Origin of the sequence: Paenibacillus tianmuensis (assembly GCF_900100345.1) — a bacterium.
In the GTDB taxonomy this organism is placed as follows: Bacteria; Bacillota; Bacilli; order Paenibacillales; family NBRC-103111; genus Paenibacillus_G; species Paenibacillus_G tianmuensis.
This window is the reverse complement of record NZ_FMTT01000008.1, coordinates 1-15,333: the sequence shown is the minus strand read 5'-3', so window position 1 is coordinate 15,333 and position 15,333 is coordinate 1. Positions and strand designations below refer to the sequence as shown.

The following is a 15,333-nucleotide window of genomic DNA, read 5'->3' as shown; positions in this document are numbered from 1 at the left end:
TCATAAGAAATTTTGTTCCCGCGAACAAGTTCGTTGTTAATAAAAACGTTAATGAGCGTCAAACACCACCGGACGTACGCAGACAAGGCAACCGCCGTGACTGAGCTGTTTGCGGATGCATACGGTAAAGCAGCACAAAAAGCCTATCCTCAAGGATAGGCTTTTTGCTTTGTAGAGAAAGGCGGAAAGTCGATGGCTGCAGAACTGCCTGTGAGGCACTTGGTAATTGGCGAGCAGCAGTTGAAACAACTGCAAAAAAATGTCTGGAGCAACCGTTTCGTTCAAGGAAGCATGGTGTCCGAGGGAACGAAAAAGGAGATCGAGGTTCGCTACCGGGGCGGACATACGCGCGACTATCCGAAACGTTCCTATGAAGTGGTTCGCAGTTGGAAAACGTACCATTATAATGCCGAGTACGACGATCCTTCATTGATTCGGAATGCGTTGTCGTTTCGCTTTTTCGAGTGGATCGGAGTGCCTTGTCCTCAAACCAGACATTGCTTGCTGCAGCTCAACGGCCAAAATTTAGGAGTTTATCTGGAGATTGAAGGGGTCGACCGTTATTTTTTCCGAAGACGGGGAATCTCGGTTCAGTCGCTATTTTATGCCGTAAACGACGATGCGAACTTTAGCTTGTATTCGGACGATTCGAGCCGCAAAAAATCCTCCTTGTTTTCAGGCTACAAGCAAATGATCGGATCCTCGGATGACCGCAGCAAGTTCACGTTGTTTATCCGCAAGCTGAATACGCTCGGCTCGGACAGCTCGAAAGCGCTATTATCGTATTTGCAGTTTCGCTTGGACATCGACAATTACCTCCGCTGGTTGGCAGGGGCCGTTTTAACCGGAAATTATGACGGATTCGATCAGAACTATGCCATATACCGGCACCGAAAATCACAAAAATACCGGATCATTCCATGGGATTACGAAGGCACCTGGGGGAGGAACTGCTTCGGCAAACCGTGCGGCAGCGATTTGGTGCGCGTGACGGGTTATAATCGGCTGACCCGGACCTTGCTGAAATTTCCGGCCGTCCGGAGCAAGTATAAAAAGCTGCTTGCGGCTATGCTGAACGACCCGTTCACGGTAAGAAGAATCATCCCCGTCGCTCACGCCATGCACAGCGCGATAAGGCCTCATGTGGTGTGGGATTCGGCCCGCAAATGGCCGGTTTCGGAGTTCGAGGGCGAGGTATGGATGATTCGCAGGTACATCGAAGAACGCCGAAGGCTGGTGGCCGATGCGCTGCGGGATTTGTAGCCGTCAGCGTGCGCGGAGCGTGTACAGTTGTCCGCTTTGCGCGCAATATGTCGGTTTGTCCCGCAAATTCTTGACGCAACCCCCGGTTCAAGGGCATAATGGATTAAAATCGAATTGAGGGAATGGATGAACGGATGGGGATAGAGCAGCTTCTTGCGAAGGCATCCACATATGTGAAAGAAAACGACCTGAAACGAATCCAGGAAGCTTATGAATTTGCGGATCAGGCGCATTACGGCCAAGTGCGCAAATCCGGAGAGCCCTATATATTGCATCCGCTTGCCGTAGCGGACATTTTGGTTAACATGCAGATGGATACGACTTCCATCATTGCTGCGCTGCTCCATGACGTGGTGGAGGATACGACGGTATCGCTCGAAACGGTGAATGAAAAGTTCGGCGCTACCTGTGCGATGATCGTCGATGGCCTCACCAAACTCGAGAAAATCAAATTCAAGAGCAAGGAAGAGCACCAGAACGAAAACTACCGCAAAATGTTCGTCGCCATGGCACAGGACATTCGCGTCATTCTTATTAAATTGGCGGACCGTCTGCACAACATGCGAACACTCAAGCACCAGTCGGAAGAAGCGCAGCGGCGCATCGCGGACGAGACGCTGGAGATCTTTTCCCCGATTGCGCATCGTCTGGGGATATCGGCGATCAAGTGGGAGATGGAAGACATCGCCCTGAGATACTTGAATCCCCAGCAGTATTACCGCATCGTGAATCTTATGCAGAAGAAGCGCGCCGAACGGGAGCAGTACTTAAGCGACGTCATTGCGTCGGTAGGCGAGAAACTGCAGGAGATGGGGATCGACGGCGACATTTCGGGACGACCCAAGCATATTTACAGCATTTACAAGAAGATGACGGTGAAAAGCAAGCAGTTCAATGAAATCTACGATCTGCTGGCGCTGAGGATTATCGTCGACAATATTAAAGATTGCTACGCCACGCTGGGGATCATCCATACACTGTGGAAGCCGATGCCCGGCCGTTTCAAAGATTATGTCGCCATGCCGAAGCCGAACATGTATCAATCGCTGCATACGACGGTTATCGGTCCGAAAGGCGAGCCGCTGGAAGTTCAGATCCGCACGTTTGAGATGCACCGTACCTCGGAATACGGGGTCGCTGCGCATTGGGCCTATAAAGAAGGCACATCTGTCCCGTCAGGCAGTTACGAAGACAAAATGCATTTTATCCGCGAGATTCTTGAGCTCCAGAACGAAACGCAGGATGCGCAGGAGTTCGTCGAGTCGCTCAAAATGGACTTTTTCACCGATCTGGTGTTCGTCTTTACGCCAAAAGGGGAAGTCATCGAACTGCCTGCGGGCTCGGTCCCGCTCGACTTTGCTTACCGGATTCATACGGAAGTCGGAAACCGTACGATCGGCGCCAAAGTCAACGGTCGTATCGTCCCGCTCGACCACAAGCTGAAAACAGGCGATATTATCGAGATTTTGACGTCCAAGCATTCGTACGGACCAAGCCAGGATTGGGTGAAAATCGCTCAATCGTCGCACGCCCGGACCAAGATCCGCCAATGGTTCAAGAAAGAGCGTCGCGAAGAAAATGTGCTCAAGGGCCGCGAAATGATCGAGCGCGAGCTGAAAAGGCTTGGTTACGACGTTCCTGCGCTGACGAAAGACGACGAGATGCTGGAGGTCGCCCGGAAATTCAACTTTAACGAAATTGAGGACATGCTGTCGGCCGTCGGCTTCGGCGGCATTACCGCGGCCCAGATCGTCACCCGTTTGACCGAGAAGGTTCGCAGGGAAGCGGAGGAAGCCCAGCAGCAGGCGATGCTTACGTCCGAGGTTAAGGAATTGAAAGCGCCGGTGTCGGATAAGGAGCGCAAAGGCCGTCCGACCGGAGGGGTCCGGGTCAAAGGAGTGGACAACCTGCTCGTGCGGTTTGCCCGCTGCTGCAATCCGGTGCCGGGCGATGCGATTATCGGGTATATTACGCGCGGACGGGGAGTATCCGTTCACCGCTTGGACTGTACGAACATTCCTTCGCCGGAGTGCAGTGACGAAGGAAATCGCATGATCGAGGTCGAGTGGGCGGACAACATCGAGGCGAACTACAATGTCGAGATCGAAATTACGGGTCACGACCGGCGCGGACTGCTGAACGAAGTGCTGCAGGTCGTATCGGAATGCAAGACGGTCATTTCCGCCGTTTCCGGCCGCTCGGATAAAAATAAGATGGTGGTCATTCACATGACGATCCTGATCCGCAATATCGATCATCTTCATTCGGTCGTGGAAAAAATCAAGCGAATCAAGGACGTTTATTCGGTACAGCGCATTATGCAGGCTTAAAGGCCCGGAAATTTTATTTTTGAAACGGAGTCAGGACGTTTATGAGAGTGGTACTGCAAAGAAGCAAAGCGGCACAAGTGACGGTGAACGGTGAAACGGTAGGCCGTATCGTCCACGGCTTGGTGCTGCTTGTCGGCATTGCGGAGGGCGATACCGAGGAGGATGCCCGGTACGTTGCCGATAAAATAGCGGGCTTGCGCATATTTGAAGACGATCAAGGAAAAATGAACCATTCGGTGCTTGAGACCGGGGGCCAGGTGCTGTCCATCTCTCAATTCACCTTATACGGGGACTGCCGGAAGGGAAGACGTCCCAATTTCATGGCGGCCGCTCGCCCCGAGCTTGCGGAGCCGCTTTACGAACGGTTTAACGGTATGCTGCGTGAAGCGGGACTTCATGTGGAGACCGGACGGTTCGGGGAAATGATGGACGTGTCGCTCGTCAACGACGGACCGGTCACGCTCATCGTCGAGAGCAAGCAGGCTTAGAGTCCGATAAAGGAGCCGCATGCGCAGCGGCTTCTATCCAGAGCTATTCAAGAGGCTTCGGCATACGAATAAGCAAGGCTCAGACAGGGGACAATGAGAGATAAGCCGGCCTGCGCACGATTTCATCTTGTGCGGCTGCCCGACATCTAAGGAGCCTATGCCTATTATGTACCGATCGCCGAAAGAACAAAGCTTACTGATGCCGGAACTGCAGCTTGGTTCCGGCGGTCTGGCGGAGGCGGCGGCATTGCAATCGTCCGGCATGGACGATACGGAAATTCGTGCCGATTACTCTTCTTCCAGTGAGCAATTGAAGCGGACGGCACGCAAACCGTTCCGCTGACCCAAAAGAAGGGCCGTTTTCGTGGATTGAGCGAAAGCGGCCCGTTTGTTTTCATTAGACAGCCAAATATGCTAAACTATTGCTAGTTTTGCTCCAATATGAAACTTCTTGTGCAGCAGTCCCGTCTTATAAGTGTGACGAAGCATTTGTTTCGGCATCCGGCGGCGGACTTGCACAGACGAATAACGGAGGATGGAATGCATTGAAAATCGAATTCGAGCGTGTCGGTTTCGGTAAACAGGCTAATGAGCTGTTTCATATAGGCAAGCTTTTTTTCGAAGAGGTCGAAGCGGTCTATGGGAGAACAGACGATGCACGCCTTCATATTCGCGTCGAGGTGGAAGCCGATGAAACGAAGCGTGTGATCAGAGCCAAGGTCGGATTGACCGACCGGGAGACGGGCGCCGCTTACGAAACCGATCATGAGCGGGCGATGGATGCGCGGGACGCCGGGCATAAACGCACCGTCAAGCGGTCGGTCGGCTATGGGCTGCTCCAGGTGCTTCGCGAGTATACCGGGCTGGAACAGGCATGGGGGATTCTGACCGGCGTGCGTCCGACCAAGCTGATGCATAACATGATGATGAAACAACCGATTGAAAGCTGCAAGCAGACGCTGCGCGACGAGTATCTCGTCACCGAACCGAAAGTGGAACTGCTCGCCGGAATAGCAGAACGCCAGTTGAAAGTGATCCCTGATTTGTTCCATTTGGACCGGGAAGTCAGCATTTATATCGGGATTCCGTTTTGTCCGACCAAATGCGCTTACTGTACATTTCCGGCCTACGATATTCGGGGGAACAACGGGTCCGTCGAGGCGTTCCTGGAAGGGCTGCACTATGAGATTCGTGAGATCGGCCGCTGGATGCGGGAAGCCGGAGTCGGTATAACGACGATTTACTGGGGTGGAGGAACGCCGACAAGCATTACGGCCGAGCAGATGGATGCGCTGTTCGTCACGATGCACGAATCGTTCCCCGCGATGGATCGTGTCCGCGAGCTAACCGTTGAGGCCGGCCGTCCGGATACGATTACCGAAGACAAGATCGAAGTGATGAAACGTTGGAAGGTCGACCGCATCAGCATTAATCCGCAAAGCTTCACCCAAGCGACGCTTGATGCGATCGGACGGCACCATACGGTGACGGAAACGATCGAGAAGTTCAAGCTCGCGCGAGAGCTCGGGTTGAACAACATCAACATGGACCTGATTATCGGGCTGCCGAACGAAGGAATGGCCGAGCTGCAAAGGACGCTCGATCAAACGGTCGAGCTGCTGCCGGAATCGCTGACGGTTCATACGCTATCCTTCAAGCGCGCTTCCAAGATGACGAAGAACAAAAGTGAGTACGAAGTGGCGGAGCGGGACGAAATAGCCGAGATGATCCGCGCAGCCTCCGAGTGGACGGAGCGGCACGGGTACAAGCCGTATTACATGTATCGGCAGAAAAACATTTTGGGCAATCAGGAGAACGTCGGCTATTCGCTTGAAGGCTTCGAGAGTCTGTACAACATTCTGATGATGGAAGAGCGTCAGACGATTATCGGACTCGGCTGCGGCGCGGTAAGCAAAGTGCTTTATCCGAAGGTCGAGCATGAGGACGGCTACGATCAGCGCATCGAACGGTTGCCGAACCCGAAGGAGCCCTCCTTCTACAACGAGGCTTATCAAGAGTATGTCGACAAAAAAATCAGGCTGCTGAACGATGCTTACGGCGTTCCGGCCGGCCAGCCGTCGTAAGGTGGCGTAACGAATCATGTTTCGTTTTAATTTCATGATCAGGCATAAATCATAACATGGTAGAGGTGTATTATGGCAGGGAAATCGAAAGGATACGTACTAGTAATCGCGCTAATCGTTCTAATTGCGGCTGGCGCCGGTGCTTGGCATTATTGGAAAACAGGGGGAACAAAAGCCGGAGCGGGAAAGAGTGAACGAAAAGCCGCCCAGAAGCTGGAAGAAGTGAAAACGGTAAGTACTCCGAAAGACAGCTATGACCTTATCGTGGCCGGGACCGACCCCGAGGGAGTGGCGGCAGCCGTTTCCGCGGCGCGCAACGGTCAGAAGACGCTGCTGGTTGACGGAAATGACCGCGAGATCTTGGGCGGACTGATGACACTCGGATGGTTGAACAGCTTGGACATGAACTATGAGCCGGACAATAGTGTCCTTCAATCACGTGAAATACTCAACAAAGGTATATTTACGGAATGGTACGGCAAAATCGAAGGAGATTCGTTCGATGTCGTGACGGCTGCAAATGTCTTTAACTCGCTGGTAGCCGCAGAGAACAATATCGACGTGCTGCTGAAGGTCAAATCGATGGAGCCGATTACTTCCCCTTCCGGAACGGTTTCCAAAATCACGGGCATGAAGCTGACGTTGGCCGATGGCAGTGTTAAAACCGTCCAGACCAAAGCGCTCATCGATGCGACGCAGGATGCAGACATTGCCGCAGCCGCCGGAGTTCCTTATACGACGGGGCGCGAAGATCTCGGCGACAAGAAGGCGCGTATGGCCGTGACGCTCGTCTTCCGGTTGAAGAACGTCACGCCGGACGTATGGGAGAAGGTCCGCAAGCGTCTGCAAGGAGATAACGACGACGGAACAGGCGCGAACGAAATGAGCGCTTGGGGCTACAAAGACATGAAGGATTATCCCTCGATCAATAAAAATCGCGTGCGGATGCGGGGATTGAACATCGGACGTCAGAACAACGATACGATGCTGATCAATGCGCTGCAAATTTTCGGAATCGACGGAACCGACCCCAAGTCGCGTGAAGAAGCATTTAAGCTCGGCAAGGAAGAGCTTCCTAATATTGTGAAATACATGCAGGAAAAATACCCCGAATTTGCCGGCATCGAATTTGACGCTACAGCGCCCGAGCTGTATGTGCGCGAAACGCGTCACATCCAAGGCGAATACCGCCTCAGCATTATTGACGTGCTCGAAAACCGCGATCAATGGGACCGTGTCGGTTTCGGCTCCTATCCGGTCGATATTCAGCGCATGTCGCCTGCGGACACCGGTGCGGTTGTGAACCGGCCTCAGCAATACGCTGTGCCGTTCCGCAGCATCGTGCCGCTGAAAGTGGACGGGTTGCTGGTCGTCGGGCGCGCGGCGAGCTTCGATTCGCTCCCGCACGGGAGCGCGCGCGTTATTCCGGTCGGCATGGCGGCCGCCGAAGCGGCCGGAGCGGCAGCAAAAATCGCGGCGGACTCCGGAATTACGTTCCGGCAAATGTCCGCTAACAAGGATATTATCACGAAGCTTCAGGATACGCTGAATAAGCAGGGCATGGTACTGAAGCCGTACAATATCAAGGCGCAGCCGTTCATGGAGCATAAAGCATACGAAGGCTTGAAGGTAGCGGTCACGCTCAGTCTTGCGACAGGCGGATACGACAACAACTTTGCGCTGGACAGCAAATCCAATCAACAGCGGTTAGTTAACCTTCTCTTGGGCGCGCGCAAATTCAAGCCCGAGGCGATGGCTGGGAACCCGGGAGAGGCGCTTGCCAAAGGCACCGATCCGAAGACGCTGCCGGTTACGCTGGACCAAGCGGCGCATATGATCGCGCTTCTGCTGAAGGTGGAAACGACGCCCGAGCAAGCGCTGCAGACGCTGCAGAGCAAAGGATTGCTTGCTGCCGCGACATTGGACGGCATTGCGAACAAGAAGGAGCTGACCAACGGTGATACGTATATGCTGCTGAAAGACGTATACAACGCGCTGAAGGCGGCAAAATAATCCGAATGAAAATTTGCAAGCAAGCGCATGTTTTTTCTTGACTTTGAAAACCTTCGCGGGTAGAATAAATTCTAATTCCATGTCATATCTTGTAGATCCATTGATGGGACAAAGTAGTTCGAACCTTGCGTATCCAGAGAGGGAAGCCCAGGCTGCAAGCTTCCTTATGCGAATCGGACGAACAGACCTCCCGGAGGACGAACGGGGAACCCCGGCCAGACAAAGGCGTTCATAGCCAGTGCCGGATAGTAGTCGTTTGCGGCAGGCGGACGTTACCCGCTTGAAGAGTGTGAGCGAGTTGTTTTGCTTAAGCCGAGCCCGGCAATGGCAAGCTCGTTCGAATCGTGGGTGGTACCGCGGGAGACCTTGGGTAAGTACAATCTCTCGTCCCTGAATTTGTTCAGGGGCGGGAGTTTTTTTATTTATTTGTGCTGAAACGCGACAGAAAGGAGTCTGGGCTTACATGAGCATCCAAAAACCGAAGGGCACGCAGGATCTGCTGCCCGGCGAAATCGAGAAATGGCACTATATTGAGGCGAAGGCCCGGGAGTTGTGTCAGCGTTTCAATTTTGGCGAGATCCGTACACCGATGTTTGAGCACACGGAGCTGTTCCAGCGCGGCGTAGGAGAGACGACGGACATCGTCGAGAAGGAAATGTACACCTTCCTCGACAAAGGGGACCGCAGCATTTCACTTCGTCCCGAAGGGACGGCCGGGGTCGTTCGCTCTTATGTGGAGAACAAGCTGTACGGCGAGCCGGATGTCAGTAAGCTGTATTATATCGGTCCGATGTTCCGCTACGAGCAGCCGCAGGCCGGACGTTACCGTCAGTTTCACCAGTTCGGCATCGAAGCGTTCGGTTCCGTTGACCCGAGTCTCGATGCAGAGGTTATTGCGCTCGGCTATACGTTCTATAAAGAGCTCGGGTTAAAAGACGTCACGGTGGAAATCAACTCCGTCGGCAACTCGGCTGTACGGGCCGTGTACCGTGAGAAAATTCAGCAGTTCTTCGCTCCGGTGAAGGATAAGCTGTGCAAGGACTGTCAATCGCGCTACGACCGCAATCCGATGAGGATTCTCGACTGTAAGGTCGATCAGAAATACGGTGAAGGCGCACCGACCATTCTCGAATACTTGGACGAGGAATGTCAAACGCATTTCCAAGCGGTGCAAGAATATTTGACCGCGATGGAGATTCCGTTCCGCATCAATCCGCGTCTGGTTCGGGGGCTGGACTACTACACGCACACCGCGTTCGAGTACAAAGCGGCCGGTATCGGCGCGATCGATACGATCGGGGGCGGCGGACGCTATAACGGCCTTGTCGGACAAATCGGCGGAACCGACCAGCCGGGCGTCGGCTTCGGACTCGGGATGGAGCGTATCCTGCTTGTACTGCAAGCGCAGGGGGTCGATATTCCGACGGCTAAACCGTTGGATGTGTACCTGATCGGCCTTGGCGAAGCCGCAGAGCGCGAGTGTGTGAAGCTGCTGCAAAATGTTCGTCTGGCAGGACTGTCGGCGGAAAAAGACTATCTGGGCCGCAAAATCAAAGCGAAAATGAAATCGGCCGACCGGTACAACGCAGCTTATGTCGCCATTCTTGGCGAAGATGAGCTCGCAAAGGGCGAGATTACCTTGAAAACGATGGCTACCGGCGAACAAGAAACGCTGGCTCTCGCCGATCTCGTGCAGACGCTGCGCGAGCGGACTGGGCAAGTTTAACGATAAAATGGAGGTAACAAACACCATGACGACGATGTTAAAAACGCAGCATTGCGGCACTTTAAGCAAAGCTAATGTAGGAGAGACGGTTACACTGAATGGTTGGGTACAGCGCCGCCGCGACCTGGGCGGGGTATTGTTCATCGATCTGCGCGACCGGAGCGGGATTGTGCAAATCGTATTTAATCCGGCTTTTTCCGGCGAAGCGCTTGCGGTAGCCGACCGGGCGCGTAACGAGTACGTGCTCGCGGTACGCGGCGAAGTCGTAGAACGGGATGCGGAAACCGTCAACCCGAATCTTCCGACCGGAGAGATCGAAGTTCGCATCAAGGAGATCGAGATCTTGAATGCCGCGAAAAATCCGCCGTTCTTCATCGAAGACGGGATCGAAATCGACGAATCACTGCGTCTCAAGCACCGCTATCTCGACCTGCGCCGTCCGGAAATGCAGCGTACGTTGATGCTGCGTGCCAAAGCCGCCAAAATATTCCGCGATTATTTGGACGAGAACGGCTTTGTCGAGGTGGAAACGCCGATCTTGATCAACAGCACGCCAGAGGGCGCGCGCGATTACTTGGTGCCAAGCCGTGTCCATCCGGGTGAATTTTTTGCGCTCCCGCAGTCGCCGCAAATTTTTAAGCAGCTGCTGATGGTAAGCGGCATGGAGCGTTACTACCAAATCGCCCGGTGCTTCCGCGATGAAGATTTGCGCGCCGACCGCCAACCGGAATTTACACAGGTGGACATTGAGACGTCGTTCCTGTCGCAGGATCAACTGCTCGCCATGATGGAGAAGCTCGTTGTCCGCTTGTTTAAAGAAACGGCCGGTGCCGACATCGAAACGCCTTTCCAACGCATCACCTACGCGGATGCGATGGGCAAATACGGCTCCGACAAGCCGGATCTTCGTTTCGGCCTGGAGCTGCAGGACGTGTCGGACATTGTCGCCGAATCGGGCGTCCAAGTATTTGCGAACGTCATTAAAAAGGGCGGTCAGGTGAAGGCGCTCAATGCCAAAGGCTGCGCCGCCTGGAGCCGCAAGGAAATCGACGATCTCGGTGTATTCGCCGCACGTTACGGGGCCAAAGGGCTTGCGTGGATGACGTATAAAGACGGCGAGCTGAAAGGGCCGATCGTGAAATTTTTCAACGAGCAGGAGCTGGAGCAGCTCAAGCAGCGTCTGCAAGCCGAAGAAGGCGACCTGCTTCTGTTCTCCGCCGATACGAAGAAGGTCGTTGCCGATGTGCTCGGTAACCTTCGATTGAAAATCGGCCGTCAGTTGGGCCTAATCGACGATAGCAAATTCAAGTTCGCGTGGGTAGTGGACTTCCCGCTGCTTAGCTATGATGAAGAAGCGAAGCGCTATGTGGCGGAGCATCATCCGTTTACCCGTCCGAAGGAAGAAGACATGCATTACTTCGATACCGATCCGGGCCAAATCCGCGCGCAGGCCTACGACCTTGTGCTGAACGGCTATGAAGTAGGCGGCGGCTCCATGCGGATTTATCAGCGTGAAGTACAAGAGAAAATGTTCGCTACGCTTGGTCTTTCCAAGGAAGAAGCGCAGGAGAAATTCGGCTACCTGCTGGAGGCTTTCGAATACGGTACGCCTCCTCACGGGGGCATTGCTTTCGGTTTCGACCGGCTCGTGATGCTGATTACCGGCCGTACCAATCTGCGCGAAACGATTGCCTTCCCGAAAACGGCCAGCGCATCGGATCTGTTAACGGGAGCTCCGGGTCCCGTGGATGCAAAGCAGCTTGAGGACCTGTCCATTAGGTTGGCGCTCAAGCAGCCTTCCGCCAAAGCTTAAGACCCGAATAAGAGGAGTGTGGACAGTAAGCCATGCTGCATCAATTTTCCCGTACGGAGCTGGCAATCGGCCCGGAAGGGCTTGAGGTAATGAAAAATAGTACGGTGGCGGTTCTCGGCATCGGCGGCGTCGGTGCGATCGCCGCCGAAGCGTTGGCCCGCACCGGCGTCGGCCGGATCATCATGATCGACAAGGATGTCGTCGATATTACGAATGTGAACCGGCAAATTCATGCTTTGGTGACGACGGTCGGCCAGCCGAAGGCGGAGCTGATGCGAGATCGTATCCTGCAAATTAACCCGGAATGCAATGCCGTCGCTCTGCGCATGTTTTATACCGAAGAAACGTATGAGCAGTTGTTCCAGTATCCGTTGGACTATGTATTGGACGCTTCGGATACGATCAGCTACAAAATTCATCTGATCAAGCAATGCCTACAGCGCAAGATTCCGCTCATTTCCAGTATGGGCGCCGCGAATAAGATGGATCCGACCCGGTTTCAGGTGGCGGATATTTCCAAGACGAGCGTGGATCCGCTGGCGCGGGTAATTCGTCATAAGCTGCGGAAGGAAGGCATCAAGAAGGGCGTCAAAGTCGTTTTTTCGACGGAGGAGCCGATCAAGCCGCGGGTAGACGTCACGCAGCGGATCGTGCCGGAGAATGCGCCCGAGATTCGTAAAGCGCAGCAGCCGCCCGCCAGCAATGCGTTCGTTCCGCCGGTCGCCGGGCTGATCATGGTCAGCGTCGCTGTCCGCGACCTGCTGGCTAAGGCAGGACTGAAGTAGCATAATCAGCGATTCGGCATAAAGAAAGCATCCTTGTGAAGCGCAGCTCCGATCAAGCATCGGATGTCCGGCTTTGTAAATTGTCCAAAGTGCTTTTATAATAAAAAGCATGGGTCACACGTTCGCAGCACATATGCGGCGTCAAGGGCCTATGCTTTTTTTTGCGAATACACAGGGATTGGCGGTCGGAGAAAACCATGGACTTATTCGATTTTAACCGGACGAACGAATATAAGCCGCTGGCGGAAAGAATGCGCCCGCAAAATCTGGAGCAATTTTTCGGACAGAAGCATTTGCTCGGCGAAGGCAAGGTGCTGCGCCGGCTCATCGAAACGGACAAGATCGGCTCCATGATTTTGCAAGGCCCGCCTTCCAGCGGCAAAACGACGCTCGCCACGATCATCAGTGGAATGACGAGCTCGCATTTTGAAAAATTGAACGGCGTCTCGCTTTCAGTCTCGGATCTGCGGGAAGTCGCCCGAAAAGCGAAAGACAATCTGAAGCTGTACAATCAGCGGACGATTCTGTTCTTGGATGAAATCCATGCGCTCAAAAGCAATGTGCAGGAGTCGTTGCTGCCAATCGTCGAAGACGGAACCATTATCCTGATCGGCGCGACGACGGAAAGCATCGCACACGATATCATACCTCCTCTTGTCAGCCGCTGCCGTGTGTACCGGCTTGAAGCGCTGCAAAAAGACGATCTGGAGCAAGTTTTGCGTCAGGCATTGGCGGACCTCGAGAGAGGGCTGGGCGGGGAGTATCGGATTACACAGGAAGCGATGGATTATTTATGCGATGTCTGCAATGGCGATGTAAGAAATGCCTTGATCGCCTTGGAAACGGCCGCCTATTCGCTGCACGATTCACAAACGATCGAGCTGCAGACGATTCAGGAATCGTTCGAGTCCCGGATAAATGCGATAACCCATACCGATTTTTACGACATGACGTCCGCCTTTTGCAAGTCGCTCCGCGGCGGCCAGACGGACGCGGCTATCTATTGGCTTGCGCGCATGCTGTATTCGGGTGTGGATCCGCTATACATCTGCCGCAGAATCGTCGTTCATGCGACGGAAGATGTGGGCATGGCCAATCCGACTGCGCTGCAAATCGCATTGGCGGCCAAAGATGCCGTCGAGTTTGTCGGTATGCCGGAAGCGCGAATGGCTATCGCCGAAGCCGTCGTGTTCATTTGCGAGAGTCCGAAAAGCAATGCGGTCTATAAAGCAATCAACGGAGCGCTCGACTACGTCAAGCAGACGAAAGCTTACGAGGTCCCCGCAGATGTCCGCGACGGTACGAGAACTTATTCGAATCCTATCGATCATCCGAACGCCAAGAACGAATACCTTCCTCCGGAAGTGAAAGGCAAGCGATTTTATCAGCCGCAAAATAGCGGAGTGGAAGCGAAGATTTTCGCGAAATATAACAAGCCTGCGGCGGAGTGAAGCCGCAGGGAAGCGATAGACGGCTGACGGCGCTATGCAAAAGTATAACATTTCCGGGGAAATAAACTTAGGCCCGCTGTAGCGGAGCATTTTCGCCTCTTTCCCCGGCCGGATCGGAAATTTCGACGGCGATGCGTCCGAAGAATAAGGCGCTTTGACGGATCAAGCTATTGGTTACGGGCAGAAGCAGCAGACCGATTCCTGCGTAAATAAGCGAGATTTGAAGCGAACTCAAGTCCGTCGGAATTAAACGGGCGAATAACGCTCTCTCGAAAATATCAATGCCGATCGATTGCAGTAAGATCGAATAGACGAGCGGAGACGCCAAAAGCGCCAGGTTAAAGGCTACGATCGTAACGGCAAGCGCAAACGAGATGATGCCCAAGGGCAGCTTAACGATTTGGAACAACAGTCCTACGTAAGTTGACGGATTGGAAAGTTCCGCGCCTAGTTGGGCGAAGAGGCCTCTTTTGCCATACTGCTCAGGATCAAGGCTTTCCGTATGCACGGAATTTGTGGCAGTCGAAGGGGATTGAAGTAGCCGGGCGGCCAGCCTTGCGTCCAAAACAGTCATATGCTTGGCAAACCGCGCTATCACGATCATAAGCGGAAAGCCGGCGAACAGTGGCATCAGTCCGATAGACAAGACGACACCGACGATTGTCAGCGTGAATCCGATAATGCCTGCGGGCAGAAGATAAAGCAAATAATAAAAGGCCCCGATAAATCCTGGTTTTTGCGTATTCAATGGTTCCACATCCTCGTATCGTTTTGAACCCTTTGACGGTTCGCACGGCGTTTCCCCCTTCACTTATTTTCAAATTAGTCTCTGAGCATCGTGCGGATAACGCGGACACATCCGAGGAAGTGCGCCTGTTCGCTTTACGCGGGCGGCAGGCCGCGTGCAGTATGATCAAGCATGTCATGTTTCCAGGAAACCGCATCGTTTCCTCAAAAAAGGCTTCAAGTCGCTTCTTAAGCTGTTTCTGCTGATGTTCGACGCGAAGCTCGACGTTGAAACGATCGAAGGGGACGAAATTTATCGTTAAGGCTGAGAAGACTCCCTCTTCGATAAGGGGGAGATGAATCAGCATCTCTTGTATATAAATAAGAACATATGTGCTATAATAGTCATGAAATCACCAAAGGAGATAAGTTTCGCATGCTGCATCATAAAGCTTTTCGCTTTCGCATCTACCCAACGGAGGAGCAAACGACGCTGATCCATCAGATGTTTGGATGCGCTCGCTTTGTCTTTAACCACTTCCTTGCGAGATGGAACGACACCTTCCAAGAAACAGGCAGAGGCTTGTCTTACCAGACCTGTGCAAACGGGCTGCCAGCGTTGAAAAAGGTATGGCCTTGGCTCAAGGAAGTGGA

13 protein-coding genes are annotated in these 15,333 nt (G+C 53.5%); 12 read left to right on the top strand and 1 reads right to left on the bottom strand.

Annotated elements, in window-relative coordinates; all coding sequences use genetic code 11:
- Positions 1-192 precede the first annotated feature (192 nt).
- From BLO51_RS07595 to BLO51_RS07555, 10 genes are all read left to right on the top strand, one after another.
- Positions 193-1,263: a CotH kinase family protein gene (locus BLO51_RS07595; RefSeq protein WP_090669255.1), complete on the top strand. Its 1,071-nt coding sequence runs from the start codon at positions 193-195 to the stop codon at positions 1,261-1,263.
- A 134-nt stretch (positions 1,264-1,397) separates the two neighbouring features.
- Positions 1,398-3,593, top strand: coding sequence for a RelA/SpoT family protein (locus BLO51_RS07590; protein ID WP_090669253.1), 2,196 nt, complete (start codon positions 1,398-1,400; stop codon positions 3,591-3,593).
- A gap of 41 nt (positions 3,594-3,634) precedes the next feature.
- The gene (gene dtd / locus BLO51_RS07585) at positions 3,635-4,081 is read left to right on the top strand and encodes a D-aminoacyl-tRNA deacylase (protein WP_090669251.1); all 447 of its coding nucleotides are present in this window, start codon (positions 3,635-3,637) and stop codon (positions 4,079-4,081) included.
- 166 nt (positions 4,082-4,247) lie between these two features.
- Positions 4,248-4,424, top strand: coding sequence for a hypothetical protein (locus BLO51_RS29155; protein WP_167670132.1), 177 nt, complete (start codon positions 4,248-4,250; stop codon positions 4,422-4,424).
- Between the two features lie 202 nt (positions 4,425-4,626).
- The gene (locus BLO51_RS07580; RefSeq protein WP_090669248.1) at positions 4,627-6,165 is read left to right on the top strand and encodes a coproporphyrinogen III oxidase; all 1,539 of its coding nucleotides are present in this window, start codon (positions 4,627-4,629) and stop codon (positions 6,163-6,165) included.
- A gap of 72 nt (positions 6,166-6,237) precedes the next feature.
- On the top strand, positions 6,238-8,178 hold the full coding sequence (locus tag BLO51_RS07575; RefSeq protein ID WP_090669245.1) for an FAD-dependent oxidoreductase: 1,941 nt from the start codon (positions 6,238-6,240) through the stop codon (positions 8,176-8,178).
- A gap of 463 nt (positions 8,179-8,641) precedes the next feature.
- Positions 8,642-9,904, top strand: coding sequence for a histidine--tRNA ligase (gene hisS, locus BLO51_RS07570; RefSeq protein ID WP_090669243.1), 1,263 nt, complete (start codon positions 8,642-8,644; stop codon positions 9,902-9,904).
- A gap of 25 nt (positions 9,905-9,929) precedes the next feature.
- Positions 9,930-11,717: an aspartate--tRNA ligase gene (gene aspS / locus BLO51_RS07565; RefSeq protein WP_090669240.1), complete on the top strand. Its 1,788-nt coding sequence runs from the start codon at positions 9,930-9,932 to the stop codon at positions 11,715-11,717.
- Between the two features lie 32 nt (positions 11,718-11,749).
- Positions 11,750-12,502, top strand: a complete 753-nt coding sequence (locus tag BLO51_RS07560; protein ID WP_090669237.1) for a tRNA threonylcarbamoyladenosine dehydratase — start codon at positions 11,750-11,752, stop codon at positions 12,500-12,502.
- A 197-nt stretch (positions 12,503-12,699) separates the two neighbouring features.
- Positions 12,700-13,953: a replication-associated recombination protein A gene (locus BLO51_RS07555; RefSeq protein ID WP_090669233.1), complete on the top strand. Its 1,254-nt coding sequence runs from the start codon at positions 12,700-12,702 to the stop codon at positions 13,951-13,953.
- Between the two features lie 67 nt (positions 13,954-14,020).
- Here BLO51_RS07555 and BLO51_RS07550 read toward each other — a convergent pair whose 3' ends face one another.
- Positions 14,021-14,701 carry a sensor domain-containing protein gene (locus BLO51_RS07550; RefSeq protein WP_167670131.1) on the bottom strand — a complete coding sequence of 227 codons (681 nt, stop codon included), beginning with the start codon at positions 14,699-14,701 and terminating at the stop codon, positions 14,021-14,023.
- Between the two features lie 154 nt (positions 14,702-14,855).
- Between BLO51_RS07550 and BLO51_RS29150 the strand changes: the two genes are divergently transcribed.
- Entirely contained in the window at positions 14,856-15,002 is a 147-nt protein-coding gene (locus BLO51_RS29150) for a hypothetical protein (RefSeq protein ID WP_167670130.1), read from the top strand.
- Between the two features lie 113 nt (positions 15,003-15,115).
- A partial coding sequence (locus BLO51_RS07545; RefSeq protein ID WP_167670129.1) for a helix-turn-helix domain-containing protein occupies positions 15,116-15,333 on the top strand: 218 nt, incomplete at its 3' end.

Excerpts from the sequence above, each read along its gene's own strand:
- BLO51_RS07595 (WP_090669255.1), top strand. The coding sequence starts at position 193 with ATGGCTGCAGAACTGCCTGTGAGGCACTTGGTAATTGGCGAGCAGCAG.
- BLO51_RS07590 (WP_090669253.1), top strand. The coding sequence starts at position 1,398 with ATGGGGATAGAGCAGCTTCTTGCGAAGGCATCCACATATGTGAAAGAA.
- dtd (WP_090669251.1), top strand. The coding sequence starts at position 3,635 with ATGAGAGTGGTACTGCAAAGAAGCAAAGCGGCACAAGTGACGGTGAAC.
- BLO51_RS29155 (WP_167670132.1), top strand. The coding sequence starts at position 4,248 with ATGTACCGATCGCCGAAAGAACAAAGCTTACTGATGCCGGAACTGCAG.
- BLO51_RS07575 (WP_090669245.1), top strand. The coding sequence starts at position 6,238 with ATGGCAGGGAAATCGAAAGGATACGTACTAGTAATCGCGCTAATCGTT.
- hisS (WP_090669243.1), top strand. The coding sequence starts at position 8,642 with ATGAGCATCCAAAAACCGAAGGGCACGCAGGATCTGCTGCCCGGCGAA.
- aspS (WP_090669240.1), top strand. The coding sequence starts at position 9,930 with ATGACGACGATGTTAAAAACGCAGCATTGCGGCACTTTAAGCAAAGCT.
- BLO51_RS07560 (WP_090669237.1), top strand. The coding sequence starts at position 11,750 with ATGCTGCATCAATTTTCCCGTACGGAGCTGGCAATCGGCCCGGAAGGG.
- BLO51_RS07555 (WP_090669233.1), top strand. The coding sequence starts at position 12,700 with ATGGACTTATTCGATTTTAACCGGACGAACGAATATAAGCCGCTGGCG.